The organism is Alcaligenes pakistanensis, from assembly GCF_014652815.1.
In the GTDB taxonomy this organism is placed as follows: Bacteria; Pseudomonadota; Gammaproteobacteria; order Burkholderiales; family Burkholderiaceae_B; genus Alcaligenes; species Alcaligenes pakistanensis.
On record NZ_BMZN01000001.1, the window covers coordinates 808,646 to 833,537 of the forward strand.

The 24,892-nt window shown below is 56.1% G+C and carries 17 protein-coding genes; 6 read left to right on the forward strand and 11 right to left on the reverse strand.

All coding sequences use genetic code 11. The features are described from left to right. Window positions 1-3 precede the first annotated feature (3 nt). Window positions 4-780, forward strand: coding sequence for a peptidylprolyl isomerase (locus IE156_RS03750; protein WP_189391118.1), 777 nt, complete (start codon window positions 4-6; stop codon window positions 778-780). Window positions 781-986: 206 nt separating this feature from the next. Here IE156_RS03750 and ligA read toward each other — a convergent pair whose 3' ends face one another. The 3 genes from ligA to smc are packed head-to-tail and all read right to left on the reverse strand — an operon-like array spanning window position 987 to window position 7,660. Continuing rightward, on the reverse strand, window positions 987-3,074 hold the full coding sequence (gene ligA, locus IE156_RS03755) for an NAD-dependent DNA ligase LigA (RefSeq protein ID WP_189391119.1): 2,088 nt from the start codon (window positions 3,072-3,074) through the stop codon (window positions 987-989). Continuing rightward, window positions 3,071-4,090: a cell division protein ZipA C-terminal FtsZ-binding domain-containing protein gene (locus tag IE156_RS03760; protein ID WP_189391120.1), complete on the reverse strand. Its 1,020-nt coding sequence runs from the start codon at window positions 4,088-4,090 to the stop codon at window positions 3,071-3,073. The genes ligA and IE156_RS03760 overlap by 4 nt, the downstream gene beginning before the upstream one ends. A 45-nt stretch (window positions 4,091-4,135) precedes the next feature. Continuing rightward, window positions 4,136-7,660 carry a chromosome segregation protein SMC gene (gene smc / locus IE156_RS03765; protein ID WP_189391121.1) on the reverse strand — a complete coding sequence of 1,175 codons (3,525 nt, stop codon included), beginning with the start codon at window positions 7,658-7,660 and terminating at the stop codon, window positions 4,136-4,138. Between the two features lie 501 nt (window positions 7,661-8,161). Here smc and lplT point away from each other — a divergent pair. Continuing rightward, window positions 8,162-9,472 (forward strand): lysophospholipid transporter LplT, encoded by a 1,311-nt coding sequence (gene lplT, locus IE156_RS03770; RefSeq protein ID WP_189391122.1) that lies wholly within the window; start codon window positions 8,162-8,164, stop codon window positions 9,470-9,472. A gap of 95 nt (window positions 9,473-9,567) precedes the next feature. Here lplT and IE156_RS03775 read toward each other — a convergent pair whose 3' ends face one another. Together IE156_RS03775 and tsaB are read right to left on the reverse strand one after the other, a co-directional pair. Further along, complete coding sequence (locus IE156_RS03775) at window positions 9,568-10,488, reverse strand: uracil-DNA glycosylase (RefSeq protein WP_189391123.1); 921 nt, start codon at window positions 10,486-10,488, stop codon at window positions 9,568-9,570. Continuing rightward, a complete protein-coding gene (gene tsaB, locus IE156_RS03780; protein ID WP_189391124.1) occupies window positions 10,485-11,717 on the reverse strand; it encodes a tRNA (adenosine(37)-N6)-threonylcarbamoyltransferase complex dimerization subunit type 1 TsaB in 1,233 nt (410 codons plus the stop codon). The genes IE156_RS03775 and tsaB overlap by 4 nt, the downstream gene beginning before the upstream one ends. A 275-nt stretch (window positions 11,718-11,992) precedes the next feature. On the opposite strand from tsaB, the gene ompR reads away from it, so the two are divergent. Both ompR and IE156_RS03790 read left to right on the forward strand, forming a co-directional pair. Beyond that, window positions 11,993-12,727, forward strand: coding sequence for an osmolarity response regulator transcription factor OmpR (gene ompR / locus IE156_RS03785; RefSeq protein WP_003801024.1), 735 nt, complete (start codon window positions 11,993-11,995; stop codon window positions 12,725-12,727). A 119-nt stretch (window positions 12,728-12,846) separates the two neighbouring features. Then, on the forward strand, window positions 12,847-14,172 hold the full coding sequence (locus IE156_RS03790) for a sensor histidine kinase family protein (RefSeq protein WP_229840959.1): 1,326 nt from the start codon (window positions 12,847-12,849) through the stop codon (window positions 14,170-14,172). 61 nt (window positions 14,173-14,233) lie between these two features. Here IE156_RS03790 and ispF read toward each other — a convergent pair whose 3' ends face one another. Then, window positions 14,234-14,719 (reverse strand): 2-C-methyl-D-erythritol 2,4-cyclodiphosphate synthase, encoded by a 486-nt coding sequence (gene ispF, locus IE156_RS03795; RefSeq protein ID WP_189391125.1) that lies wholly within the window; start codon window positions 14,717-14,719, stop codon window positions 14,234-14,236. After that, entirely contained in the window at window positions 14,716-15,417 is a 702-nt protein-coding gene (ispD, locus tag IE156_RS03800; RefSeq protein ID WP_189391126.1) for a 2-C-methyl-D-erythritol 4-phosphate cytidylyltransferase, read from the reverse strand. Before ispD ends, ispF begins: the two co-directional genes overlap by 4 nt. A gap of 17 nt (window positions 15,418-15,434) precedes the next feature. Here ispD and mfd point away from each other — a divergent pair, with 17 nt between their 5' ends. Beyond that, complete coding sequence (gene mfd, locus IE156_RS03805) at window positions 15,435-18,926, forward strand: transcription-repair coupling factor (protein ID WP_189391127.1); 3,492 nt, start codon at window positions 15,435-15,437, stop codon at window positions 18,924-18,926. Window positions 18,927-19,074: 148 nt separating this feature from the next. Here mfd and serB read toward each other — a convergent pair whose 3' ends face one another. Continuing rightward, on the reverse strand, window positions 19,075-19,926 hold the full coding sequence (serB, locus tag IE156_RS03810) for a phosphoserine phosphatase SerB (RefSeq protein WP_189391128.1): 852 nt from the start codon (window positions 19,924-19,926) through the stop codon (window positions 19,075-19,077). Window positions 19,927-20,096: 170 nt separating this feature from the next. Between serB and IE156_RS03815 the strand changes: the two genes are divergently transcribed. Next, window positions 20,097-21,212: an NAD(P)H-dependent flavin oxidoreductase gene (locus IE156_RS03815; RefSeq protein ID WP_229840962.1), complete on the forward strand. Its 1,116-nt coding sequence runs from the start codon at window positions 20,097-20,099 to the stop codon at window positions 21,210-21,212. 148 nt (window positions 21,213-21,360) lie between these two features. Here IE156_RS03815 and IE156_RS18350 read toward each other — a convergent pair whose 3' ends face one another. From IE156_RS18350 to IE156_RS03830, 3 genes are read right to left on the reverse strand one after another with little or no spacing between them, the layout of a single operon-like run. Continuing rightward, window positions 21,361-21,894: a DUF2818 family protein gene (locus IE156_RS18350; protein ID WP_229840964.1), complete on the reverse strand. Its 534-nt coding sequence runs from the start codon at window positions 21,892-21,894 to the stop codon at window positions 21,361-21,363. A gap of 12 nt (window positions 21,895-21,906) precedes the next feature. Further along, on the reverse strand, window positions 21,907-23,385 hold the full coding sequence (gene nuoN, locus IE156_RS03825) for an NADH-quinone oxidoreductase subunit NuoN (protein ID WP_189391129.1): 1,479 nt from the start codon (window positions 23,383-23,385) through the stop codon (window positions 21,907-21,909). Window positions 23,386-23,396: 11 nt separating this feature from the next. Continuing rightward, entirely contained in the window at window positions 23,397-24,884 is a 1,488-nt protein-coding gene (locus tag IE156_RS03830) for an NADH-quinone oxidoreductase subunit M (RefSeq protein ID WP_189391130.1), read from the reverse strand. Window positions 24,885-24,892 lie beyond the last annotated feature (8 nt).

The following is a 24,892-nucleotide window of genomic DNA, read 5'->3' on the forward strand; positions in this document are numbered from 1 at the left end:
CTCATGAAACGTATTGCCGCATTTGCCCTGACCTGCGCTATGGCTGCTCCCGTCTATGCCCAGACGATTGCCACCGTCAACGGCAAAAACCTCACGCAAAAAGACCTGGATCAGTTCGTTGCCGTCTTGGTCGAGCAAGGCGCCAAAGATTCGCCTGAGCTGCGCGAACAGGTCAAGCAAGAAATGGTCAACCGCCTGGCTGTGGTGCAAGCTGCTGAAAAAGCCGGTATCGACAAAACCAGCCAGGTTCAGCAAGAAACAGAACTGGCTCGCCAAAGCATTCTGGTCCGCGCATTGATGGCTGACTACTTGAAAAAGAATCCCGTCACCGACGCCGACCTGACCAAGGAGTACAACACCATCAAGTCGATGGAAGAAGGTCAGCAGGAATACAAGGTACGCCACATTCTGGTTAAGGACGAGCAAACCGCCAAAGACCTACTGGCCAAGATCAAGTCCAAGAAAACCAGCTTTGCTGACGCCGCCAAGAAAGACTCTATCGACACCGGTAGCGGCCAGCAAGGCGGCGATCTGGGCTGGGCTCCAAGCGCAACCTACGTTCCTGAGTTTGCTCAGGCCGTTGAGAAGATGAAGAAAGGCGAGCTGAGCGCTACTCCTGTGCAATCGCAGTTTGGCTGGCACATCATCCAGGTGGACGATGCCCGTCCCGTGACGTTCCCTTCGATGGCCGAAGTAAAGCCTCAGTTGGAAGAAATGATGCGTCAGCGCAAACTGGCCGAGTTCCAGCAAAAAATCCTGAAAGAAGCCAACATCAAGTAATGGTTTCGAGTACCGCTTTGCCTTTGGGCAAAGCGGTTTAAGGACAAACAAACATGGCGCCCCAAGGGCGCCATGTTTGTTTGTAATAAAGAGCGTTCACAAAGTGTCGCTCATGGGGGTGCTTAAACCCCAAAATCAGCAGCAGATAAGCCCTAAGCTTGAAATTAGGATCAGGGCGCGGCTAGCGCACTGTGTGTACCAGTGCGCTACTCACCCACCAATAAAGCCAGAAACTGAGCTTCGTCCAAAATGGTCACGCCTAATTCCTGTGCCTTGGTCAGCTTGGAGCCAGCCTCCGCACCCGCCAGCACATAGGCTGTTTTCTTGGATACCGAACCACTGGCCTTGCCACCCGCTTCCAATACGCGGCGTGTGGCCTCGTCACGGCTCATACTGGGCAAGGTACCCGTAATGACCACCGTTTTGCCCGCCAGCGGCAGATTAGCGCTATTGGCACGGGCTTGTGCCTGCTGGGGAGTAACCCCGGCCGCCAACAAAGCCTCCAACGCTTCCCGGTTGTGGGGCTCCTGGAAAAAATGACGCACAGACGCGGCAACCACCGGCCCCACTTCATTGACTTGCAACAGCGCCTCTTCCTCGGCCTGTTCTAACGCCTGCAAAGAGCCAAAATGCTGCGCCAGATCGCGCGCCGTGGTCTCACCCACATGACGGATACCCAGGGCATAGATCAGGCGATTCAAGGCCGGCTCACGCACTTTGTCGATAGCTTCGATCAGGTTCTCGGCAGACTTGCGTCCCATGCGCTCCAGCAGGATCAGCTTTTCTACTTTGAGTTTGAAGATGTCCGCCAAGGTGTGAACCAGGCCGGTTTCCACCAGTTGATCCACCAGTTTTTCACCCAGACCTTCAATATCCAGGGCTTTACGGCTAGCTGCGTGAATCAAAGTTTGTTTGCGCTGAGCAGGACAAATCAGCCCACCCGTACACCGCCAAGCCGATTCACCGTCCAAACGCTCCAGAGCGGAATGACAGGCCGGGCATTCCTTGACCATCTCGAAAGGCAGGCTGCCCTCAAGCCGCTTTTCCAGCACCACAGCCACCACTTCAGGAATCACATCCCCGGCACGACGCACCACAACGGTATCGCCTGCGCGTACATCTTTGCGACGCACTTCATCCTCGTTGTGCAGCGTGGCATTAGTTACCGTCACCCCACCTACAAACACAGGTTTCAGACGCGCGACGGGCGTCACAACCCCCGTACGGCCCACCTGGAACTCAATGCTCTCAACAAGGGTGATTTCTTCCTGTGCCGGAAACTTATGAGCCACGGCAAAACGCGGAGCCCGTGCTACATAACCCAGAACACGCTGCGCGGCCAAGGCATTCACCTTGTAGACCACGCCATCAATCTCAAAAGGCAAGTCGGGGCGACGCTGCTGGGTTTGAGCATAGAAATCCAGCAAACCTTGCACACCCTTCACGACTTTACGGTCGCGGCTTAAAGGCATGCCCAGGCTTTCCAGCCAATCCATCATCCCGGACTGCGTATCGCGCGGCAGCGCATCCGTTACCGGATCGGAAAATAAGGCGTTTTGTGGCTGATTCGCGGCGGGCATGGGGCTGACTTCCCCCCAGCCATAGGCAAAAAATCGCAATGGCCGTTTCGCCGTCACTTTGGGGTCCAGCTGGCGCAAGCTGCCTGCCGCCGCATTGCGCGGATTCACAAATACTTTTTCACCACGCTTGGTCTGATTTTCATTCAGACGTTCGAAGTCTGCCCGGTTCATCAAGACTTCACCACGCACTTCCAGCACGGCGGGCAATTGCGCAGCATCCCCACGCAAGCGCAAGGGAATGGAGTTGATGGTGCGGATATTGGTCGTGACATCTTCCCCCGTGGTGCCATCACCCCGAGTCGACGCCTGAACCAGAACGCCTTGCTCGTAGCGCAGGCTGATAGCCAGACCATCAAACTTGTATTCAGCCAGATAATCCACCCGGCGGTCCAAACCGACCACACCAGCATCGACCAGCGTATCGGCAACACGCTTGTCGAAAGCCTGCACTTCCTCGTCATCAAAGGCATTACCCAGCGACAGCATGGGAACCGCATGCTGGACGGTGTCAAAACCATCCAAAGGGGCTGCACCCACACGCTGCGTGGGTGAGTCAGGAGTGATCCATTCCGGGTGCTCGGCTTCCAGCGCCAGCAACTCGTTCATCAATACATCGTATTGCGCGTCCGAAATGCTGGGGGCATCCTGAACGTAATAGGCCCAGTTATGCTGGGCCAGTTCTTCATGTAACTGCTGTACTCGCTTCAAACTCACGAAAAAATCCTGCCTGTACGTTCCTGGCCTGCCGTAAAGCCGGCTTGCTCCAGACGTTCGTACAGATTGCTTAGTTGTTCATCAATGTTTTGGTCGGTGCTCTCTGGCAAAGGACGGCCCTGGTCATCCAGCACCACCGCATCCAGGCGGCTGGCCAAGTCTCGGGCCACCGTTGCCATACGGCTAAAGGCATGGTCATCTGCCGGGCTATTAGGCAAGTCCAGCAGCAAGTCGATACGCTCAATGCTGGCGGACTGAATATCCTTAGGCTGTGCACCGTCAAACATGGCGGTGAAACGGGGCTGACCCGAATCCGCCAGCCAAGCCAGTTGCTGAGCAAAAGGCAGGAAACCGGCATCTTTCACCATCTGAATAACTGAGCTTGCAGGCATGGGGCCGGACAAACGCACCGACACGCCCACCAACGCGTCCAGATCAGCGCAGGTATTGTCCAAAGAGGCGGCACGACGCAATACGTCGTCCTGTTCTGGGCCTTCTACCGAGCCATCAAACTGTTGGGCCAGGGACTGGGCTGCCATCCAGACCTGCGACCACTCAATGGCCGACAAGGGGCCGCTGCGATTAGCCAGCAAAACGGCAATCTGCATGCTGGCGTAGGACTCGCCGGCACGCAAACGGGCGCGGTGACCGCCCCCTTCACACTCAGCAAAATAGCGCACGGGCTTGGAGCCGCTGCGCGAGGCGGCCTGCAAGGCCTGTGCCAGATCCTGAGCATCCACAGGCTGGCTGAAACTGATGTCAATGACAGCCTCGGTCGTGCAATCAGCCTCGGCGGCATCATGCTCGCCATCAGCTGCGGCAGCCTCACCGCGGCCGACGCTGGGCTCGCGTCGTTCCAACTCGGTGAGCTGGCTCATCAAGGGGTCAGTATCCCCGTCCGGGAATTGGCTTTGCATCTGCTGGCGCACACGGCGGTCTTGCCACCAGTTAAATACCACCACGAGCAAGATGAGCAAAATGCCCAATAAAATCAGTGCGATTTGCAAATCACTCATTGTCAGTTCCGTCGAATCAACACTACCGGATTAAAAAAAACAGGCTTACACACTGCTCATCTGCATTGCAGCATCTACGTCTACCGCCACAATACGGGAAACACCCTGCTCTTGCATGGTGACACCGATCAGTTGCTTAGCCATTTGCATTGCAATTTTATTGTGAGAAATAAATAAAAACTGGGTTTGGTCGCTCATGGCGGCTACCAGATTGGCATAGCGTTCAGTATTGGCATCATCCAATGGCGCATCCACCTCGTCCAGCAAGCAAAATGGCGCAGGATTCAACTTGAAGAAAGCAAAAACCAAGGCGGTAGCCGTCAACGCTTTTTCACCACCAGAGAGCAAATGAATAGTGCTATTGCGTTTGCCCGGCGGTTGCGCCATGACTTGCACACCAGCATCCAGCACTTCATCGCCCACCAGCGTCAGTTTAGCCTCTCCACCACCAAATAGCCTTGGGAAAAGCTCACCAAAGTGCTGATTAACGATGTTGAATGTTTCCATGAGCAACTGGCGCGTCTCGCGGTCGATCTTGCGAATAGCGTCTTCCAGCGTCTCGATAGCATCACTCAAGTCTTTATGCTGGGCATCCAGATAGGTCTTGCGTTCTTGCGCTGTGCTCAGCTCTTCAAGGGCCGCCAGATTCACCGGACCCAGACCTTCAACCTGACGCGAAATACGCTGCACTTCGGACTGCAACCAGCCCACGCGTTGCCATTCTGCTGTCTTTTCCTGTAACAAGCTCCACAGCTCGGAACGGTTTACCTTGCGGCTATCCAACTGCTCAGCAAACTGTTCGACCGCCAGACGGGAAGCTTGTTCCTGCAATTGCAATTCGATGACTTGCTCGCGCAAGGGTTCCAGATTTTTTTCGTTTTCCGAACGGGACTGCTCATGCTCGCGCAATTGTGCGGCCAAGGTATCCAGCGCAATTTTAGCCAAGCGGACAGCCTCTTCACGCTCGGCCCGCAATTCCAATGCATCCTGCAAACCAGCTTGTGCGGCCGAGGCATCCAGATCCAGCAGCTCGCCTTGCAAGCCCTCCAACTGGCCAGCCGTACGCTGTGCCTGCTCTTGGGCCAAGGCCAGATTACGCTCCAGCTCCGCCATGCGCTGCACCAAGGCGCGCTCGGCGAACTGGGCATCATGCACGGCGCGCTCACGCTCATGGACGGTACGGCGGGCCTGCTCAGCCCGCTCAGCGCCTTGCTCACCTTCCATCTGGGCGTCAGCAAACACGCCTTGATGCTCGGCCAGTTCCTCATCCAGCGTTTCAAAACGGGCCTCGAATTCTTCGCGGTTCGCCTGCAGCTCTTCACGCTGCACGTTTAACTCTTCCAACTCGTCGTTAATTCGGCCACCACGCTCTTGTGACTGCTGGGCCAACTGTGCCAGCTTGGAATGCTCCAGTTGCACATCGTGCATACGGGCCGTCAGCTCGCCCACACGGGCACGAGCTGGAACCAGTCCGCCACGCACCTGCTGCAACGCCACCTCGGCTTGGGTGCTGGCATGGCCCAGCTCGTCCACAATCAACTGAGCGCCACGCAGTTCCCGCTCCAAATGAGCAATCTCTTGCTGACGGGCCAGCATCCCGGCCTGCTCAGAGTCGGGCGCATAAAAACGAATGCTATGTCTATCTACCAAATGGCCGTCTTGCACCACAATCGACATCTGATCGGATAGTTGTTCGCGCAGGCCCAAAGCCTGCTTTAAGTCCGTGCATACGTAGACTTGATGCAACCAGTCATCCAGCAAGCTGCGCAAAGCACCTTCTTGCTGCCGCAGTACCGACGTCAACAAGGGCAGGTCCAGATCAGGTGTGGCAGGCGTAGCCACAGCTGGCAACTGATAAAAACTTAAACGGGCTGGTGGCGCATCACTGGCAAAAGCGGCGGCCATATCCAGGCGGCGCAACTCCAAAGCTGTCATGCGCTCGCGCAGCACCGCCTCCAGCGCGGTTTCCCAGCCTTTTTCGACATCCAGGCTTTGCCAGAGCCGCTTCATACTCTCCAGCCCATGTTTGGCCAGCCACGGCTCCAACGTGCCTTTACGGGCGACATCTTCCTGCAGACGGCTCAAGGCCAGGTGCCGCGCTTCCAGACGGGCCATATCCTGCCCGCCTTGCAAAGCCTGCTCCTGCGCCTTTCTACGCTCGTCCTCCAGACGAGGAAGCTGGACTTCCAGGTGCTGCATATGCTCCTGGGCTTGCTGCAACTGGTTTTGCAGCATATTCAAATCGCCCTGCAAACGCTCCAGATTGTCTGGATCAGGGGCATTGAGCTCCCGCAGCTCCTGCTTCAAGCGTTCCTGGCGCTGTTCCAGGCCTTGAATCTGCCGATCTGCATCGCGTTGCGATTGCGCAGCCAGTGCCAGATTTTGTTCCAGGCGAGCCAGACCCATGCGCATCTCATCTCGGCGCTGGGTCTGTTCGCGGACACCTTGCTCCAGGTCCGGCAAAACGCCCTGGGCTTCTTCCAGCAGAATCTGCAGTTCCTCCAGCTTCACAGCGGCTTCTTCCCGCTGTTGTTCGCTGTTTTCCAGTTCCTGCTGACAATGCTCTTGTTGCTCGACCCAATCGCGCTGCTGCTGTTCCAGCTGCTCGCGGCGTTGAGCCATACGGCTACGCGAATCCAGCACATGGCGGATTTCCGCTTCCAGACTGGACACTTGAGAACCCGCTTCATACAGCTGGCTTTGCGCCAGATGCAAGGCATCGCCCGCTTGTAAATGGGCTTGTCGCTGCGACTCCAGGGTCGATTCGGTATGCCGCAAACCAGCAATGGATTCTTCCAGCTTGGTCTGAGCCTGTTCAATCGCCAAAAAACGGGCTTTTTGATCGCCCTGCGCATTGGATTCTTTCAATAACCACAGCAGGTTTTGTTTTAACTCGCCATCTTGCTGCAAATCGCGGTATTGACGCGCCACCTCGGCCTGCGCCTGCAGTTTCTCCAACTGCGTATCCAGTTCTCTTTGGATATCTTCCACGCGCAGCAGGTTTTCGCGGGTATCACGCAAACGGCTTTCCGTTTCGCGACGGCGCTCTTTGTAGCGCGACACACCGGCGGCCTCTTCCAGGAAAACACGCAGCTCTTCGGGCTTGGCTTCAATCAGGCGGTTAATCATGCCCTGCCCGATAATCGCGTACCCTCGCGCCCCCAGGCCTGTGCCCAGAAAAATGTCGTGAATATCGCGTCGCCGGACGGCCTGATTATTCAGAAAATAGCTGCTAGTGCCATCCCGGCTCAGCACACGCCGTACCGAGATTTCAGCGTAGGTACTCCACTGACCCGAGGCACGCCCTTCAGAATTATCAAAGACCAGCTCAACCGAGGCGCGGCCAGCCGGTTTACGTTGAGACGAACCATTGAAGATCACGTCCTGCATGGACTCGCCACGCAGCTCCGAGGCTTTGCTCTCGCCCAGCACCCAGCGAACCGCATCGATGATGTTGGATTTCCCACAGCCATTGGGCCCGACAACCCCTACCAACTGACTGGGAGTTGGAATGGTGGTCGGGTCCACAAAGGATTTGAAACCAGCAAGTTTGATCTGGGTTAGACGCACAGGGTAGAAGTCAGCTCAAAAAAGACCAATTTGAACAGGCGCGCAGGCGCATTCTTATCTGCCTGGCACCGCGAGTCGTATGATACCGCAGCACCTGCCGCCCGCAGCCAAGACGGCTAAAAAACAAATGAAAACCATCGCTCGGCGGCTGGGATGATAAGGCAGTAAACTGGCACCCGCCGTCAAGCCCTGTTTACCCTGCTTGATCAAGCCGACAAGCCAGTCGGGCAGGGCAATTACAATAGCGCTTTGCCAACTGCCAGACCGGCAAGAAAATCCGCGCAGTTAGACCGTCGCAATGAATTTCTGATACCACTGCCCCCGCAGACCCTGTTATTCTTGCTCCCCATCTCTCTTCGTAAATTTTTCGCCGGCTCAGGCTTTGTCCATGAAACCCTGACGAGCAGCCCCCAACAAGCTCGTCCTGCCTGAAACCTGGCTTTGATTCGTGTCTTGCAGTCGCCGTACTGCAGCTTGGGACACACGCATTCGGGATGTATTTTGAATAAAGGATTTTATCTGGTCATGGCCGCGCAGGCATTGTCGTCAATCGCCGACAATGCCTTGCTGATTGCCGCCATCGCCCTGATCGCCGACCTGCATGGACCTATCTGGATGGTCCCCATGATGAAATGGTGGTTTGCGCTGTCCTATGTGCTGCTGGCCGCATTTGTTGGGGCTTTTGCTGACTCCTACCCCAAGGGCCGAGTCATGTTTGCCACCAACGCCATCAAGCTGATGGGCTGTATGCTGATGTTCTGTCATCAGTACTTTGGCATGAACGACTCGCAGCAACTGATTCTGGTTTTCGTGTCTTATACCCTGGTTGGCGTGGGTGCAGCGGCCTATTCGCCGGCCAAATATGGCATCGTCACCGAAATGCTCAAACCCGAGCAACTGGTCAAAGGCAATAGCTGGATTGAAGGCCTGACGGTGCTGTCCATCATCGGCGGCACGGTACTGGGTGGCATTTTGATCAGCCCTAGCATTGCCAGCACCCTGGCAGAGCACCCCCTGATTGCACCTCTGGCGAAAACGCGCTCCGAAGTTGCTATCCTGCTGATTTCCCTGATTTATCTTCTGGCTGCACTGTGCAACCTGCTGATTCCACGCACCAATATTCACTACCCTCCCCAACAGAAAAACCCCTTCCTGCTGCTGAAAGAATTTCGCACGTATGTGCACATTCTGTGGCGTGACAAGCTGGGGCAGATTTCGCTGGCCGTGACCACCCTGTTCTGGGGCGCCGGGGCCACACTGCAATTTATCGTGATCGAATGGGGCGCCCAGCACCTGGGCTACAGACTGGACCAGGCTTCTGTGCTGATGGGTGTTGCCGCTTTAGGGACGGTGTTCGGCGCCGTCTTTGCCGCCCGTGTTCCCTTGAAGAAGTCTCTGGCTGTACTGCCAGTGGGTGTGGCAATGGGCTTTGTGGTCTTACTCATGCCCCTGGTGCACGAGAAATGGGCGGTTTATACCTTGCTGATGGGCATCGGTGGCTTGTCAGGCTTTTTTGTCGTTCCCATGAACGCCCTGCTGCAACACCGTGGTCACGTCATGCTGTCTGCCGGACACTCAATTGCCGTGCAGAACTTCAATGAGCAATTGAATATCTTGTTCATGCTGGCCTTGTACAGCCTGCTGCTGTGGCTGCGACTGCCCATCAACTACATCATTGTGTTCTTTGGCTTGATGGTGGCATCCCTGATGACGGTCTTCATCATCTGGAAAAATGCCAACTTACGTGCGAATCCAGAGCTGGAAGCCTGCATTGGCCAGGAAGGTCATGGACAGGCCTTAACGGCCAAATAGGAAGTCCGCCACGCTGCGCCTTTGGCTTGCTGACGCCCCCACCAGGGGGCGCTTTTTACCTTGGGGCGACCCGACGGCTCCCCACGGAGCCAACTTCAGGACTGTGCCTGCAGTTCGCGCAGTAGCGACAAATCTCGCCAGGCATTGGCTTTGTGCTGCGGACGCAGCAAAAGCGAGGCGGGGTGATAAGTCACCACTAAAGGCAGGCTACGACCCAGACTATCGGTATAGGCCAGGGTTTGGCCGCGCAAAGCCTCCAGATCCTCATCACGGCCACTTAAGGCCACCGCCGCCAACAGGCCTACGGCCAGCAATCGACGCGGCTGTACCAGACGAATCTGCGCATCCAAAAAGGCTCGACAAGCAGCCAGTTCTTCCTGAGTAGGCGGACGATTGCCCAAGGGGCGGCATTTCACTAAATGCGTTTTGTAGATCGAGGCATTGGGAATCGCGCTGTTGAGCATAGCCTGCAATAGCAAGCCTGCTTTGCCATCAAAAGGCTGAGCACTACGATCATCGCTAGTCCCGGGCGCTTCACCAATAATCATCCAGTCCGGTTCCACCAGCAGTTCCGACCCAAACACGACCTGCGCCCGGCCCGTATACAAACCACACTCCTGACAGGCCTGAACCTGTTCCAGCAGACTGGCCATATCCTGAGTCTTTTCAGGTTGAATCAGCACAGTCGGTTTCTGGGCAAGCGAGTCCTCGACCGGAGCCGCCACCACAGGTCGGGCACCGGGTTTACGCAACAAGGCCAAAGCCTGGTCGCGGGCAGCTGTCATGGCATCACTGGCAACACCACGCGCAGGGGCTGGCTTGGTAACGAAGCTAGACGCATCATCCAGTTTCCGCTCAACTGCCGCAGGGGCTACAGGTGTACCTGCTTGCTCCTGCGCGGGCGCAGATTGCGATGCTGGTCGCGCCTGGGGCAGACGCGCCAGGAAAGCACGCTCCAAGCCCAGCTCTAAAAGCCAAGTGCGCTGTAAAGGTGAAATGGCTTGAAAATCAATCATGCCCCGGCCTTGCCTACAAGGTGAAGGCTCATCAGTATTGCGTCTTCGCGCATACCGTCCGCCAACGGGTAGTAGTTTTTACGCAAGCCATCGGCATGAAAACCGTATTTTTTATACAAGGTAATAGCTGCTGCATTGGAGGCTCGAACCTCCAGAACCAGACGCTCTACTCCATGCTCACGCGCCCAGTTCAGACCGTCATCCAACAGTTGTCGGCCCAGACCGCGTCGCTGTTGCTCCGGGGTCACCCCAATCAGCAAAAGCTCGATCAGGTCGGGGGCCTTCAGCCACACGGCATAGCCTTGGACCTGGCCTTGCTTGTGAATAATGCGGGAGCAGTAAGCGGTATTGCCCAAGGCGTCCGTGAAATTACCCGCTGTCCAGGGATGGCTTTCTACCCGGCGCTCAATATCCAGCACGGCAGACACATGGCCTGCCTGCATCGCTTCGACTTGAACGGGTTGATCCAACGCGGCGGGATTACCACCTGAACCCTGTTCCCGTTCCAGAATGGTGTAGGCCACTTTTTCGCGCACATACAGCGGCATGGCTAAATCCGGGGATACACCACGGCCACAATCCAAATCATGCAACGCCAAATGGGCCACGCTGGCACCAGTGGCTCGCCAGGTCTGGCCTACTGCCCAGCCCTGCTCTTGCACAGCCAAACGCAAATCGGGAAATTGCTCCAGAGCATCACCCAAGACCTGAATACGCAGTTGCGCACCGATCAGGCCTTCTGCCTGCAAGCGGCCGATCCAGTTCGTGACTTGCCCAGCATCCAGCAGAACGGGGCTTTGCAGCACTGCCCAGGACTGCTCGGGTGTCCAGCTATACACAGCGGCATACACCTCCTGCATACGAGCATCCTGCACCACCACGTAAGCCGTGCCTTCTACCGGTGTGCCGCAAGCCGCGGCCGCCAAGAGGGAGGAGACTGGCAACACGGGCAAGTCCAGCGCAAAAGCCATGCCTTGCGCCACACCACAGGCGACGCGCAGACCAGTAAAACCGCCTGGCCCCTGCCCGAAAGCAATCGCGCTCAAGGCCTGTCTATCCAGACCGGCCTGCTCCAGCAACTGCTCAGCCATAGGCAAAAGACGTTCGGCGTGATCGCCACTGCCCTCGTGGCTCAGTTCCACAAGCGAAATACCCGCTTGAGTGCGAGACAACAAGGTCAGTTCACAGAGATTGGAGGAAGTCTCCAGGGCAAGAATATGTGCATCCATCGCGCTATTTTAGTTTAAGCAGGCCCAAAAAGGCACCTTGATGAGATTGACTTGCCACCATCGGCGTCCCAGAGGAATCCAGGGCCATTTTTGAGTCGACACCGCTTTTTTTCAGCAGACTCAAACCGACCCGAGAGACGATTTGCCACCATACGAAATTATCCGGCATGAGCCCCGACCCGCTGCAGGGCGCATAAATCGTACAAAACACTTAATGTGTAATATTTTTCTACACCCCCCTGTACGCGCTTTCTGATGCCTGTTACATTTTCGCTATGAATACGCCGACCCCCCCCCTCACCCGCAAAATCCTTGTCGTTGACGACGATCCCCGGCTGCGCGATTTATTGCGCCGCTACCTGTCCGAACAAGGGTTCAACGTTTTCGTCGCCGAAGACGGTAAAGAAATGGCCAAACTGTGGCAACGCGAGCATTTCGATCTGCTGGTATTGGATCTGATGCTACCCGGCGAGGATGGCCTGTCCATCTGTCGTCGGTTGCGCGGCGGACACGACAACACCCCTATCATCATGCTCACCGCCAAGGCCGAGGAAATCGACCGTATCGTGGGCCTGGAGATGGGCGCCGATGACTACCTCATCAAACCCTTCAACCCCCGTGAACTGCTGGCCCGTGTCAACGCTATCTTGCGACGCCGTGGTACCGAGGAGCACCCCGGCGCACCTAGTCAGGAAAATGAATCGATCGAGTTCGGCCCTTATGTGCTGAACCTGTCCACACGGACACTGACACGCAATAATGAAGTCGTCCCCATCACCACGGGCGAGTTCTCTGTGCTGAAAGTGTTTGCCCGTCACCCCAAAATCCCCTTGTCGCGCGACAAACTGATGGAACTGGCGCGTGGTCGTGAATACGAAGCCTTTGACCGTAGTCTGGACGTCCAGATTTCGCGTCTGCGCAAACTGATCGAACCCAATGCTTCCAAACCCGTGTTCATTCAAACGGTATGGGGTCTGGGCTACGTTTTTGTTCCTGACGGCGGTAACTGACCTTGTCTTCCGGTCAGCAAGACGGGCGGCCCGCCGTGGCCGCCCAACGCCGAGCAACAAAAAACTCGAGTATCCGGCTGGGTTTATTCAGCCGGTCTTTTTTATTGCTTGCTGCGTTAATGCTCGTCAGCCTGGGTGCCTGGCTACAAGTATTCTTCAGTATGGAAGAAGGCCCACGCGCGGCCCAAATGGCTCAACGCGTGGCGTCCATTGTCAGTATTACCCGCTCGGCACTGGTCTACGCGCCCCCGGCCGTACGCCCTGCCCTTTTGCTGGATCTGGCCACCAAAGAAAGCCTGCGCGTACAACCACGCGAAAACACCGACGAGCTGGAACCCCTGCCGCGCTCGAACTACTGGCAACACGTCTCTACTGAAGTGCGCGGAGCACTGGGTAGCCAAACCCTGATCATGTGGTCGGTCAATAGCGTTCCTGGCATCTGGGTCTCCTTTGATATCAATGAAGATCAGTATTGGCTGGTCTTTGACCGCGAACAATTAAGCCTGACTGCCGGTGTGGAATGGCTGGGCTGGGGCGCTACCGCCTTGCTGCTGGCCTTGATCGGTGCCGCAGTCAGTGTGCGTTTTGTGAACCGGCCCCTGGCACAGCTGGCCAAAGTCGCCCAGCAACTGGCCCGTGGTGAAACCCCTAGCACCCTGCCTGAAAAAGGCCCAGTTGAAATCCGCGACATGAATATCGCCTTTAACCGCATGGCCCGCGATATCCGCCAGACCGAGGCGGATCGGGAAATCATGCTGGCCGGTATTTCACACGATTTACGCACACCTTTGGCGCGTATGCGCCTAGAAATCGAATTAAGTCAGGTGTCAGACGAAACCCGTGCCGCCATTGACGAAGACTTAGCCCAGATTGATCACAGTATTGGTCAACTCATGGAATACGCCCGCCCCGCTGCTGCCGTCCCCGAGCATGGTATTGATGTCTCTGCCGTGCTCAATGATGTGTACGAGCGTGAACGCACGCACACCGAGTCGCTGGGTGGTATTTTGACGGCGTCGGTTGAGCCTAATCTGTATGCCCGTATCAGTGCCCACGACTTGAAACGCATCATCTCCAACCTGATCGAAAATGCGCGCCGCTATGGACGCAGCCCCGAAGATGATCGGGCTCGCATCGAGCTGTCTGCTCATCAGCATGGCAATATTCTGGTCATTGCCGTCAAGGATCAGGGCGCAGGGATCGCCAAAGGCGATATCCAACGCCTGCTACGCCCTTTCTCCCGTGGCGTGTCCGCTCGAACGGGCGTTAGTGGGGCCGGTTTAGGCTTGGCAATTGTGGAACGTTTACTCGGTCAGGTCGGTGGCCACTTTGAACTGGTCAGTGCTCCCTCCGAAGGTCTGACGGCTCGTATTCAGTTGCCGCGTATCCGGGCGGGTCGTAATGCGGCCGGCACCCAAGGCGATAAAGACACGAAGATCTCCTAAAAAGCCCTGGGTGGGGTTCCCCCTTGCCCTGGGCCTATTTTAGAGCGGAGATCAAACTCGATCAGGCGCGGTACAACAAGGCCACTGTAGTCACCGCAATCCCTTCCTGCCGCCCCACAAAGCCAATAGCTTCATTTGTTTTACCCTTGATATTCACACTACCCGGTTCCAATTGCAGATCTGCCTCGATATTAGCCACCATGGCAGGTGCATGCGGGGCAATCTTGGGTTTTTGCGCATGAATCGTGGCATCCACATTGCCTACCCGCCAACCGGCGGCACGCACCTGCTCATGAGCATGGCGCAAGAGCACGCGGCTGTCGGCTCCCTTATATTGCGGGTCTGTATCCGGAAAGTGGCGACCAATATCTCCCAGGCCCGCCGCGCCCAAAATGGCATCGGTAATCGCATGCAGCAAGGCATCCGCATCCGAATGCCCCATCAAGCCATGGGTATGCGGAATAGTGACCCCACCCAGAATCAAGGGCCGGCCTTCGCACAGCACATGTACATCAAAACCTTGTCCTACGCGAATCGGCATGCTCATAACCATTTCTCCATCAATTCAAAATCTTCAGGCCAGGTGACTTTAAAATTACGCGCTGACCCCAATATTAATAAGGGTTGGCTACCGGTCAGTTCCATGGCACTGGCCTCATCCGTCACGGTAAGACCCTGTTCTTTGGCCTCTTGCAGGGCAGCCCGCAAAGCGTGGGCGGGAAAGCACTGGGGCGTCTGCGCCAGCCAAAGCCCTTCCCGGTCCACAGTCGCCTGCACGGCAGTCGGTGCTATCGTCGTCGCACGCTTGACCGTATCAGGCACGGGCAAAGCCAGCAAGCCACCACGCCCTGCCTGCAAGCAGGCATCAATCAAACGCTCCAAGGCCTGGCGCGGCAAGCCAGGACGAGCGGCATCATGAACCAGAACCCAGTGTTCCGCATCCTTATCCAGACTGTGCAAAGTATTGAGCACCGTTTCAGCCCGCGTCTCGCCGCCACAAGGCAGGCAGACAGTGCGCGGCAAGCCTTCCAGCGCAGCGGCTGCCCAGGTATCACCAGGGGCGACCGCCACCCGCACCTGGCTGATACGCTCATCAGCCAGCAAAGCCTGCACAGAACGGCGCAACATGGGCTGCCCGCCCAGCAAACGATATTGCTTGGGCAAGCCTTGCGCCTTCGTGGCAGAATCCAGGGCGCGCGCACCGATACCAGCGGCTGGAACAATTGCAATCAAGGTAGTCTTCATAGGTGGGTGATTTTATAATGACAATCCTGATGGAAACCGAAAAACAGCATTTCCTGTCCCTACCCAGCACCCACGAGGTGCTGGCTGCATTGCGCCCCGGTCAACGCTACACGCAGCCCATGCCCCCTGGCTCGGGCGACGCCTGCCTGATTGCCGACCTGGCCCGCCAACATAAAGCGCCTATTTTAGTGCTCTGCGCCGATCCCTTGACCGCCCAAAGGCTGGCCGAGGAAATCCTGCTGTTTGGCCCCGCCTTGCGGGTTCGTCAGCTGCCAGACTGGGAAACCCTGCCATATGACAGTTTCTCTCCCCACCAGGATCTGATCTCCGAACGACTTCGTACCTTGCATGCCTTAACCATGCACGAGGTCGATGTATTAACCGTCCCGGTCACCACCGCACTGTACCGTCTGGCCCCTCCCTCGTTTCTGGCGGCGTACACCTTTTCATTCCGTCAGGGCGATGAGCTGGACGAGGCCCAGTTGCGTGCTCAGTTGATGCTGGCCAACTATACCCATATGACACAGGTCAGCGCTCCCGGAGAGTTCAGTATCCGCGGTGGCCTGATTGACCTGTTCCCTATGGGCTCAGTGCTGCCTTATCGTCTGGATCTATTCGACAACGAAATCGAAAGCATACGCAGCTTTGATATCGACACGCAGCGCAGCCTGTACCCCGTCAAGGAAGTCCAGCTGCTACCTGGCCGCGAATTCCCCATGGACGAGGATGCCCGTACGCAGTTCCGTGCCCGTTTCCGCGAGTTCTTTGAAGGCGATCCCTCACGCGCCCTTCCTTATAAAGACGTGGGCAATGGCATTGCTTTTGCCGGCATCGAATATTATCTGCCGCTGTTCTTTGAAGACACGGCAACCTTGATGGATTACGTGCCCGAGGGCAGTCTGGTCGTCACCCACGGGGATGCACAAAGCGCCATTGGCCGCTTTCAAAGCGATACGCATAGTCGCTTTTCCTTCCTGAAGAGTGATCGCGAGCGCCCTATTCTTCCTCCAGAAAGTCTGTTTCTGTCGGACGAGCAGTTCTTTAATGGCATCAAGCCCTTTAGCCGTTTAAGCCTGAATGCCCAGGCAGACAATCAGCCCATCGCCCACCCTGACTTCGAGCCCTTGCCGCTTGTTGCGGTAAACCGGCGCGATAAAGATCCGCTGGCCCAGCTGCGGCAAGAGGTTCTGGACCCCAAAAACCGCACGGTGCTGTGTGCAGACTCTGCAGGCCGTCGAGAAACTCTGCTGCAAATGCTGCGTGAGCATGATCTCTCGCCTGCGGCAGACTGCCAGAATCTGGCGGACGTGCTGGAATCAGACACCGCCTTTGCCTTAGTGGTCGCGCCCTTGTCGCGCGGCTTTGCCCTGGTGCAGGATAAGCTGAGCCTGCTGACCGAGAACGATCTCTACCCTACCCAGACGCGTACACAAAGCAGCCGCCGCCGCAACGAGCGCAGCAGCGATGTGGAAGCCATGGTACGGGACCTGTCCGAATTGCGCGAAGGCGATCCCGTCGTTCACGCCGAACACGGCATTGGTCGCTACTGCGGTTTGAAGGAAATGGACTTGGGCGAAGGCCCGGTAGAGTTTCTGCACCTGGAGTACGCCAAAGGCAGCACGCTTTATGTGCCCGTTGCCCAATTGCACGTGATTGCCCGCTACAGCGGTGCCGACCCCGAGCATGCCCCACTGCATCAATTAGGCTCTGGTCAATGGGACAAGGCACGCCGCCGTGCCGCCAAACAAGCACGTGACAGTGCCGCCGAACTGCTGGCCCTGTATGCGCAGCGTGCCGCCCGTGAAGGCTTCCAATTCAAGCTGCCATTAAATGACTACCAGGCCTTTTCTGAAGGCTTCGGCTTTGAGGAAACACCCGATCAGGCTGCCGCTATTGAAGCGGTGATTAACGATATGACCTCGGGCCAGCCCATGGACCGTCTGGTTTGCGGTGATGTAGGCTTTGGCAAAACCGAAGTCGCTCTGCGTGCCGCTTTCCTGGCCGTCGCCAATGGCAAACAAGTTGCCCTGCTGTGCCCGACCACCTTGCTGGCCGAGCAACACACGCAGACCTTCTCGGATCGCTTTGCCGACTGGCCCATACGTGTGGCTGAGCTGTCCCGTTTCCGCTCCACCAAAGAAACCCAGGCCGCCATTGCTGGCCTGCGCGAAGGCAGTGTGGATATTGTGATTGGTACGCACAAAATCCTGTCTGCGGACGTACGTTTCAAACAATTAGGTCTGGTCATCATCGACGAGGAACACCGTTTTGGCGTGCGTCAGAAAGAGGCCTTGAAGCAACTACGGGCTGAAGTCGACATCCTGACGCTGACCGCCACCCCTATCCCGCGCACTCTGGGCATGTCCCTGGAAGGCATACGGGACTTTTCCGTTATTGCCACCGCGCCGCAAAAACGGCTGGCAATTAAAACCTTTGTGCGTCGTGAAGATGGCAGCACCATCCGTGAAGCCCTGTTGCGTGAATTGAAACGGGGTGGGCAGGTTTACTTCCTGCATAACGAAGTCGAGACCATTCTCAATCGTCGAGCCCGCCTGGAAGAACTAGTGCCCGAAGCCAGTATTGCCGTGGCACATGGTCAGATGCCCGAGCGCGAGCTGGAAGCCGTCATGAAAGGCTTTTACCAGAAGCGCTACAACGTGTTGCTGTGCACCACCATTATTGAAACCGGCATTGACGTGCCTACTGCCAATACCATCGTCATTCACCGGGCAGACCGCCTGGGTCTGGCCCAGCTGCATCAATTGCGTGGCCGCGTAGGCCGTTCTCACCACCAGGCCTATGCTTATTTGCTCACTCCTGGCGAGGATGCCATTACCAGCAATGCCAAAAAGCGGTTGGAAGCGATTCAAGCCATGGAAGAACTGGGGGCAGGCTTTTTCCTGGCCATGCATGATCTGGAAATTCGTGGCGCAGGCGAGGTACTGGGCGAATCCCAGTCCGGCGATATTCAGGAAGTGGGCTATTCCATGTATGCGGATATGCTCAACACAGCCGTTAAGGCCTTGAAAGCAGGTGAAGAACCCGACCTGGATTCGCCCTTTGCCCTGCAATGCGAGGTCAATCTGCATACCTCTGCCCTACTGCCGTCTAACTACTGCCCTGATGTGAATGCCCGTCTGGGCCATTACAAGGCCCTGTCGCACGCACGCAAGGAAGATGACCTGATCCATATCCATGAGGAACTGATCGACCGCTACGGCCTGCTGCCCGAGGCCGGCGAGAACCTGCTATCGGTGCATCGCCTGCGTATCAAAGCCGAACCTTTGGGTATCGTAAAAATCGACGCCAGCGAAGCTCAGGCTACGATCCAGTTTTCTTCCAAACCCAATGTGGACCCGGTCAGCATTATTGAACTGGTGCAGAAGAATAAACAGGTGCGTCTAGCAGGCCCCGACAAGCTGCGGATTGAAATCACCAAAGGTGAAGAAATCAAGAACCGCATTCAGGCTGTACGAAATGTGCTGAACAGTTTGCGCAAAGAGAAGTAAGCCTTAAACAACACCGCTGGATGTAAAAAGAGCGCTGTCTGATGACGGCGCTCTTTTCTTTTGAACGATAAGGTTTGTTGCCTGAGTTCTGGTTCGCTTTATGGTGCTGCTCGGTACAGCACCAGGGCAGGCTGGCGATCCGCCGATATCAAACGTCCAAACGGAACCAGTTCAGCACCGCGTCCAGCGGGGAGTGATTAAGTGCAAAACTGGCTTGCTCTTGCACCACCGGCTTGGCACGGTAAGCAACCGAGTATTTAGCCTGGGCCATCATGGGCAAATCATTGGCTCCGTCGCCAATCGCAATACATTGCTCTGGGCCTGCGCCCAGTTCGGCCGTCAATTCCTGCAAGAAACGGGCTTTGGCCTGGCCATCCACAATCGCACCCAGCACTTTGCCAGTCAGCTTGCCATCGACTACTTCCAAGGTATTGGAATGCGCATAGCTCAAGTTGAAACGGTCTTTCATCCGTTCGGTAAAGAAGGTGAAGCCACCCGAAACCAGTAAGGTTCTAAGGCCGTGAGCATGAGCCGTCGCAATCAGGCGATCAGCGCCCAGGTTGGGCTGCAAGCGCTCTTCGTATACACGGGCCAGATCACTAACCGGCACGCCTTCCAGAAAAGCCACGCGGCGATTCAGGCTCTCAGTAAAGTCTGTAATCTCGCCACGCATGGCAGCTTCGGTAATGGTGGCAACCTGCTCTTTGCGGCCGGCCATATCGGCAATCTCGTCAATACATTCAATATTGATCAGTGTGGAGTCCATATCCATTGCCAGCACACGCATGTCTTTCAGGCGGTCAATTTCCGCCAGAAAAGCAAAATCCATCGCACCCATCTTGCACAGTGCCTGGACTTCAGCCCGCTGCTGCTCATCCGCGCCCAGCAAGCGCACGGCGGTAGGGCCTAGCTCCTGCACGCCATCGGCCTGCACCACTGCCGCAATTTTTTCGATGATGGCGCTATCCAGGCGCGGCCCTTGAAGAATGAGATGAGACATCAGATCGTCCACAAAACAGAAAAAGACAGCACAGCAATCGTGCCAAAAGACGATTATTGTAGCGTGCGGCAAGCGTGCCACGGCCTTGCCCGTACACTGCAATGTCAGTTTTCAGGCTGAACTCATCCTGCTACGATAAAAGCTACCGAGAAATGACGAGGACGTCCTTCATGTATATCTGGCCCAACCATACTTTGCTGGATCTGCTCCATATCGAGCACCCTATCGTTCAATCCCCTATGGCCGGCGCACAAGACAGCGAACTGGCCATTGCGGTTGCACGCGCAGGCGGGCTAGGCTCCTTGGCCTGCGCCATGCTGAGCCCAGAACAGATACGTGAGCAGGTAGGGCTGTTCAGGCAGGCGGTGTCGGCTCCCATCAATTTGAACTTTTTTTGCCACCAAGACCTGCGTCTGGAGCCAGAGGCCTTACAAGAGTGGCGGCTGAAGCTACTGCCCTATTACCAGGAATACGGTCTGGACCCTAACCAGGAACTGCCCAAAGCCTCGCGTGCGCCTTTCTCTAGACAACACGCGGAATTGATGGAAGAGCTAAAACCTGAAGTAGTCAGTTTTCACTTTGGCCTGCCCTCTGCGGAATTGGTCCAGCGCGTGAAAAAAACCGGTGCCCTGATCATGTCCAGCGCCACGACCACTGCTGAAGCCGTCTGGCTGCAGGAGCATGGTGCCGACATCATCATTGCTCAGGGTTTGGAGGCCGGTGGCCACCGCGGAGTGTTCCTGGAGTCCACGGTTCATCAGCAGGTGGGTACCCTATCCCTGGTTCCCCAGATTGCCGATGCCGTCAGTGTGCCGGTGATCGCTGCAGGAGGTATTGCAGATGGCCGTGGCATTGCAGCAGCTTTGGCTCTAGGTGCCAGCGCGGCTCAAATTGGTACCGCCTATCTATTCTGTCCTGAATCCAAAATAACCCCACTGCACCGTGAGGCCTTGAGCAATAGCCGATCGGACGGTACAGCCCTGACCAATCTCTTTTCAGGCCGCCCTGCGCGCAGCATCAGCACCCGCTTGATGAATGAAATCGGCCCATTGAGCAGCAGCGCGCCTGTCTTCCCCCATGCAGGCTCAGCACTTAGCCCATTGCGTATCGAAGCCGAAAAGAAAGGCCGCACTGAGTTCAGCTCTCTCTGGAGCGGTCAAAGTGCTGCCCTAGGCCGTCCCCTGCCCGCTGAACAATTAACACTAGTACTGGCTCAAGAGGCTCAGGGCGTCTGCAAACGCCTTGGGGTGGCCGGTGCTACCCATGCCCCCTTAGACAAGCCATAATTGCTTCTGCGGTCTGTGCAAAGCTATGGGTACTGAAACCAGCACAAGATCGGCAGCCCAATAAGCAGTAGCTTAAGAAATCAGCTCAAAGCTGGGACGAAAAAAAACCTCGCAATGTAATTTGCGAGGTTTTTTCATTCAGTCAGCACTATTCAAACTTGCCTTTGGGGTGGCGCATCAAGTATCGATACACAAAACCGGGATAAGCCATCACCAAAAACAAAGCAAAGGTAATAGTAAAGAACACCCAAGTCTGTTTAAACGGATTACCGATGCTGGCCTCAAATGCAAAGCCGAAAACAATCACAATGCCGTAAAAAGCACAGACTTCCAGCAAGCGGGGGAAAAAGCCTTTAGAGACTTTCTGGTGGCGGGTACGCCAAGCCGGGAAATAAAACACCGCAGCGACCACCGCCAGCCCCAGAAACAACTTGCCCAGCAGAACAGGCAAGGAGCTCAGGCCAGAGCTGGAGGCGATCACGGTGTAAATACCGAATCCCAAACCTGCCAACACAGCCAGGTAGACCACACCAACAATCAATTGCAAGCCGGACGAGAGACTGGAGCTCTCGCCTGGCAAGGACCAAGGCAAAACCAGCAAGGGTTTTTCCACGAGAAACGGCAAGTTGGCCGTAATCACGGAAAGAACAATCACAACCCAGATGGAAAGGCTTTGGTCCATAGTGCTACCTACTTAAAACTGCAAGGAAGACTGAATCACGCGGATGCAGGTATCCATCAGACCACCAGGCAACAGGCCCAGGCCGATAATCAATACACCGTTTACCAGCATGACCAGCTTAGTCATCAAGCCTGTAGAGACAGGGTGTGCTTCGCCTTCAGGCTCGTCAAAGTAAACAACTTTCACGACACGCAAGTAGTAGAAAGCACCGATCAGGGACATGATCACGGCAAACACGGCCAGCCAGACATAGCCAGCGCCGACCACCGCTTGCAGAACACTCAGCTTGGCCGCAAAGCCGGACAGCGGAGGAATACCTGCCAGGGAGAACATGGACAGCAGCCAAACCAGGGCCAGACCAGGATTACGACGGCTCAAACCCTTCAGATCGCTGATGTTTTCACACTCAAAACCGCGACGGCTGGAGATCAGAATCAGACCAAAGGTGCTCAGCGTGGTCAGGACATAAATCACCACGTAGAACAATGAGGCGCCGTAGGCTTGAGAGTGAGTCTCGCCATTGAAAACGCCAGCCAGCAGGCCCAGGAAAATGAAACCCATGTGCGAAATAGTCGAATACGCAAGCATACGCTTGAGATTCTTTTGCATGATCGCAGTCAGGTTACCCAGAGCCAGCGACAACACCGCCATGATCAGCAACATAGGCTGCCAGTCCACGGCTACGCCGTGTAAAGCTTCAACCAGGAAACGCATGGTCACAGCAAACGCGGCCAGCTTAGGTGCGGCACCAATGATCAGGGTCACGGTGGTAGGAGCGCCTTGGTAGACGTCCGGTGTCCACATGTGGAAAGGCGCAGCCGTCAATTTGAAGGCCAGACCTGCCACCACAAACACCACACCAAAGACCAGAGCCAGACGTTCGGCTTGACCGCTAGCGATCACTTCAGCAATACGTGGGAACTCCAGATTGCCAGTAGCGCCATAGATCATGGACATGCCGTACAACAAGACACCGGAGGCCAAGGCACCCAGCACGAAGTACTTCAGGGCAGCTTCGATGGACTGACGGTGCTCACGACGCAAGGCAACCAGCGCATACAGAGCGAAAGACATCAGCTCTACGCCCAGATAAGCGGTCAACATGCTGTTGGCCGAAATCATGATCATCTGGCCCAGCAAGGCCATCAGAGTCAGGGTGTAGAGTTCGCCACCGCGCTCCATCATGTCGCGCTGTTCAGCGTACTCACGACCGTAGATCAGGGTTGCAGCCACCGCCGCACACGACAGCAGCTTCAGGAAGTGTGCCATTTCGTCGACGACGAACAGACCACCAAACGAGACGCCGCTAACGCCCTTGGACCACTGCCAGGCCACGCTGGCCGCAACCACGGCAAGCGTCAACAGGCTGAAAACAAAGGTCGAGTGGCGCTGCTTATGCGTGCTGAACGCATCAAAAATCAGCACACACGAGGCCAGAACCAGGAGCAGGATCTCCGGCAAAGCCAGAGAAAAATTAAAGGTAGTATCCATAGTGATTCGGCCTACAGTTTCGAGATGGAGACGTGTTGCAGCAACGCTTCAACCGAAACGTGCATGACCTCGGTAAATGGCTTGGGATACACACCCATACCGATTACCGCAATCGCCATTACGCCAAGAACGAAGAACTCACGGCCGCTCAGGTCGCTCATGCCAGCAACTTTGTCGTTACCCACGGGGCCAAAGGCCACGCGCTTGAGCATCCACAGCGAATAAGAAGCCCCTGTAATCAGTGCTGTTGCAGTCAACAGACCAATCCAGAAGTTGTATTCGACCGCGCCCATGATGACGGTGAACTCACCGATAAAGCCGCTGGTGCCTGGCAAACCACTGTTGGCCATGGAGAACAGCACAAAGAAGGTGACAAAGCGTGGCATAACTTTAACCACACCACCGTAATCGGCGATTTGGCGGCTATGCATGCGGTCGTACAGCACACCGATACACAGGAACATGGCACCGGATACGAAACCGTGCGAGATCATCTGCATGATCGCGCCTTCCATACCCGTGGTGTTGAACACGAAAAAGCCCAGTGTGACAAAACCCATGTGAGCCACAGAGGAGTAAGCCACCAGCTTTTTCATATCATCCTGAACGATGGCAACCAGACCGATGTAGATCACCGCGACCAGGGACAGGGCAATGATGATTCCAGCCAGACCTTGCGAGGCATCTGGAGCGATGGGCAAAGAAAAGCGCAGGAAGCCGTAAGCACCCAGTTTCAACATGATGGCAGCCAGCACCACGGAACCACCGGTAGGTGCTTCCACGTGAGCATCAGGCAACCAGGTGTGGACAGGCCACATCGGCACTTTCACTGCAAAAGCCATGAACAGCGCCACAAAGATCAGCACCTGAGTGGTGTAGTCCAAGGGGACTTTGTGCCAGGTCAGGATGTCGAAAGTACCGCCGGACACGTTCCACAAGTAGATGAAGGCAACCAGGGTCAACAAGGAACCCATCAGCGTGTAGAGGAAGAACTTGAACGAGGCATACACCCGGTTCGGTCCACCCCAGATACCGATGATCAGATACATCGGGATCAGTGTGGCTTCAAAGAACACGTAGAACAGCAAGCCATCCAGGGCGGCGAAAACGCCAACCATCAGACCCGACAGGATCAGGAAGGCACCCATGTATTGAGCCACGCGGTTCTTAATAACCTGCCAGCCCGCCAACACCACGATTACCGTGATGAACGCAGTCAGGAGGACGAACCACATGGAAATACCGTCCACGCCAAGGTGATAATTCACCTTGAAGGCATCAATCCAGGGGGCCAGCTCGACAAACTGCATGTCGGCCGTACCGGGATTAAAGCTCGTGTACAGAGGAATCGTGACAAGTAAGCCAGCAATCGAACCCAATAGGGCCAGCCAACGGGTGAAGGTGGGACGGTCATCGCGCCCCAAAGCCAGCACCAGCAGGCCAGCGACGATAGGTACAAAAATCGCCAGCGTTAACCAAGGAAGAGTAGAAGACGCCATATCGCTAG

Coding starts and splice junctions, on each gene's coding strand:
- IE156_RS03750 (WP_189391118.1), top strand. CDS start 4: ATGAAACGTATTGCCGCATTTGCCCTGACCTGCGCTATGGCTGCTCCC.
- IE156_RS03760 (WP_189391120.1), bottom strand. CDS start 4,090: ATGAGTGATTTGCAAATCGCACTGATTTTATTGGGCATTTTGCTCATC.
- IE156_RS03775 (WP_189391123.1), bottom strand. CDS start 10,488: ATGATTGATTTTCAAGCCATTTCACCTTTACAGCGCACTTGGCTTTTA.
- tsaB (WP_189391124.1), bottom strand. CDS start 11,717: ATGGATGCACATATTCTTGCCCTGGAGACTTCCTCCAATCTCTGTGAA.
- ompR (WP_003801024.1), top strand. CDS start 11,993: ATGAATACGCCGACCCCCCCCCTCACCCGCAAAATCCTTGTCGTTGAC.
- IE156_RS03790 (WP_229840959.1), top strand. CDS start 12,847: ATGCTCGTCAGCCTGGGTGCCTGGCTACAAGTATTCTTCAGTATGGAA.
- ispF (WP_189391125.1), bottom strand. CDS start 14,719: ATGAGCATGCCGATTCGCGTAGGACAAGGTTTTGATGTACATGTGCTG.
- ispD (WP_189391126.1), bottom strand. CDS start 15,417: ATGAAGACTACCTTGATTGCAATTGTTCCAGCCGCTGGTATCGGTGCG.
- mfd (WP_189391127.1), top strand. CDS start 15,435: ATGACAATCCTGATGGAAACCGAAAAACAGCATTTCCTGTCCCTACCC.
- serB (WP_189391128.1), bottom strand. CDS start 19,926: ATGTCTCATCTCATTCTTCAAGGGCCGCGCCTGGATAGCGCCATCATC.
- IE156_RS03815 (WP_229840962.1), top strand. CDS start 20,097: ATGTATATCTGGCCCAACCATACTTTGCTGGATCTGCTCCATATCGAG.
- IE156_RS18350 (WP_229840964.1), bottom strand. CDS start 21,894: ATGGACCAAAGCCTTTCCATCTGGGTTGTGATTGTTCTTTCCGTGATT.
- nuoN (WP_189391129.1), bottom strand. CDS start 23,385: ATGGATACTACCTTTAATTTTTCTCTGGCTTTGCCGGAGATCCTGCTC.
- IE156_RS03830 (WP_189391130.1), bottom strand. CDS start 24,884: ATGGCGTCTTCTACTCTTCCTTGGTTAACGCTGGCGATTTTTGTACCT.